A 2370-nucleotide genomic window follows, 5' to 3' on the forward strand; every position below is an offset into this window, starting at 1 on the left:
ATGGGCAACCCGAGAGGGCTGTTGTTTGTGGCAAGATGTGGCCGCAGAAATCAAGGTAGCTAAAAGTATGTTGCGGATTTTCATTACGACGTGTGAACGATCTCTCAGAGGTTTTTCTTAGCCGAACAGTGTTTATTAGTATCATCTGGCGGAGGGCTAGATTCGTATATCCAAGGGGGAAGGAAGTTGGGGAAACGTCCCTGGATCCCTTGAAGTTTCAAGCCTTCAGCATTTCTTTTGTCCCTCTATCCTAGGATTCTGAGCGCTCCCGTCAAACCGATTCCGTGGTGAGTGATATACGCACTTGGGAGCTGTTGCGGGTGCGGGCCAATAGTTGGGTTCGTCGGGCGGCTTTCCCAAAAAGTGTTCGCGCGAACACTTTTTGGGTGGACAGGCGACCGGAAATTTCCTTTTTCTGGCTGAGTCATGACTGCGAAGAAGAAAAAATGGTGCTGGAGGGCGGATCTTGCCGTCTTTCGTGGATTGACGGACTTCGACCGGTCGGGGTTCGCGGTGTTGCTGGAATGGTTCGAGAATTTCCGGCTGCGTCTGGGTCTTGAGGCGGGGCGCGATGCGGCGGCGGCTTTCTGGAAGGAGGAGGTGACGGGCCATGGTCGGGTGCGGGAGGACTGGCAGCTGGAGCAGTGGTCGGCGGCGATCAGCTGGTATCTCCATTGGCTCAAGGTTTGTGACGAGGCGGGGGCGGATCACCGCAGCTTGCCGGAAAGGCTACGGGCGGCGGTGCGTTCGGCGGGGGCGCGCAGGGGCTTGGCCCGCAGGACCAAGGAGTGTTATGCGGCGTGGGCGTCGCGCTATGGGAAGTTCGCGAGCTCGGATGTGGCGGTGCTCAAGGTGGAGACGGCGACGCGTTTCCTGACGGCGCTGGTGGAGGATGAGGAGTGTGCTTTTTCCACCCAGAAACAGGCGCTCAATGCCTTGGCGTTCTTCTTTAAGAATGTCCTCGGAGTGGAGGATCCGGTGTTTGATGTGAAGCTGAAGAAGACGGAGCAGAAGGTTCCGGTGGTGCTTTCCAAGGAGGAGACTTCGAAGCTTTTTGGTTGTCTTGGGTCGGCTTACAAATTGGCGGCTCGTCTGCAGTATGGGGCGGGGCTGAGGTTGAGCGAGTTGGTGAGGCTCCGGATCAAGGATGTGGATCTGGAACGTGGGACCGTGACGGTGCGCTGTGGCAAAGGTGATAAGGATCGAGTCACGGTATTGCCGGCAAGCTTGAAGAAGGAGTTGCGGGAGCAGGTGGAGCAAGCGCGGGCGCTGTGGCAAAAGGATCGAGATGCGGGGAGGGCCGGGGTCCATATTCCTGGGGCTTTGGGGAGGAAGTTTTCGAAGGCGGGTGAGTCCTTTGAGTGGTTCTGGGTGTTTCCGGCGAGCAAGCAGTCGAAGGACCCGGAAACGGGGGTGATGAGGCGTCATCACTTGCATGGAGGCGTTTACAACCGGGCGATTCAGAGGGCGGCGAGGTTGGCCGGGATCGAGAAGCATGTGACGAGTCATGCTTTAAGACATAGTTTTGCGACGCATTTGCTGGAGGGCGGGACGGATCTGAGGACCATTCAAGAGCTCCTTGGGCATGAAGACATCACGACGACGGAGATTTATTTGCACGTGGCGGTGGGAGCGCATGGACTGGGGGTGACGAGTCCGTTGGATGGGATGTGCGTCGCGTTCGCGTAAAGGGCTTCGTCGCGTAAAAGGCTTCGCCCCACGCTGATCAGCTCCACGCGATCGGTTGGTGGTCGCGTAAAAGGCTGCGCCTCACGCGATCGGTTGGTGGGAGGGGTGTGGCCGACGTGATTGGTTTGTGGGATGGAACAGGAGCACCGGGCGGCGATTAGTTTGCAAGGGAGAGGCGGGCTGCCGGGGTTGCGGCACGGGGGCGTGCCGCCTCCAAGGGCGCGGTCGCGCGGCGCGGTCTGGTTTTTCTGACTTCTGACTTCTGACTTCTGACTTTCGACTTTCGACCTTCGACCTCTGTCTACCAGGGCTGCTAGGGTGGGGTGAGCTCTATGGGTGGTTCGACAGGGCAGAAATGCCCTTGCTCCATTGGGTTGGGAGCGCTGGGCATGACAAATCCAGGGTAGCCTGCGTTTCACTCCGACAACCCTGGGCTGGGGGACGCAAGCCCTTTGGGGTGGATGCAGTAGCGCGGCTTGGGACGCGGTCCTCGCGTAAAGGGCTTCGTCGCGTAAAGGGCTTCGCCCCACGCGATCAGCCCCACGCGATTGGTGGGTGGGGTGAGTTGTGGGGAGAAAGGAAGGGGATCTTCATCGGTTCAGGAACCTCGCGCCATCTCAGTTCCTGCTTGGCAGCTTCACTGCCTTCAGGGCGAGGAACATCGGGAACTCACGCGCTGCC

At 59.0% G+C, this 2370-nt stretch carries 1 protein-coding gene; it reads left to right on the forward strand.

Features of this window, described 5'->3' with window-relative positions:
- Window positions 1-426 precede the first annotated feature (426 nt).
- The gene (locus WBG04_RS18385) at window positions 427-1689 is read left to right on the forward strand and encodes an integron integrase (protein WP_424316174.1); all 1263 of its coding nucleotides are present in this window, start codon (window positions 427-429) and stop codon (window positions 1687-1689) included.
- Window positions 1690-2370: the final 681 nt, after the last annotated feature.

Origin of the sequence: Haloferula sp. (assembly GCF_049672945.1) — a bacterium.
Lineage (GTDB): Bacteria > Verrucomicrobiota > Verrucomicrobiia > Verrucomicrobiales > Akkermansiaceae > Haloferula.

Bases quoted from the DNA above. Each gene is read 5' to 3' on its own strand.
- WBG04_RS18385 (WP_424316174.1), top strand. From the start codon at position 427: ATGACTGCGAAGAAGAAAAAATGGTGCTGGAGGGCGGATCTTGCCGTC.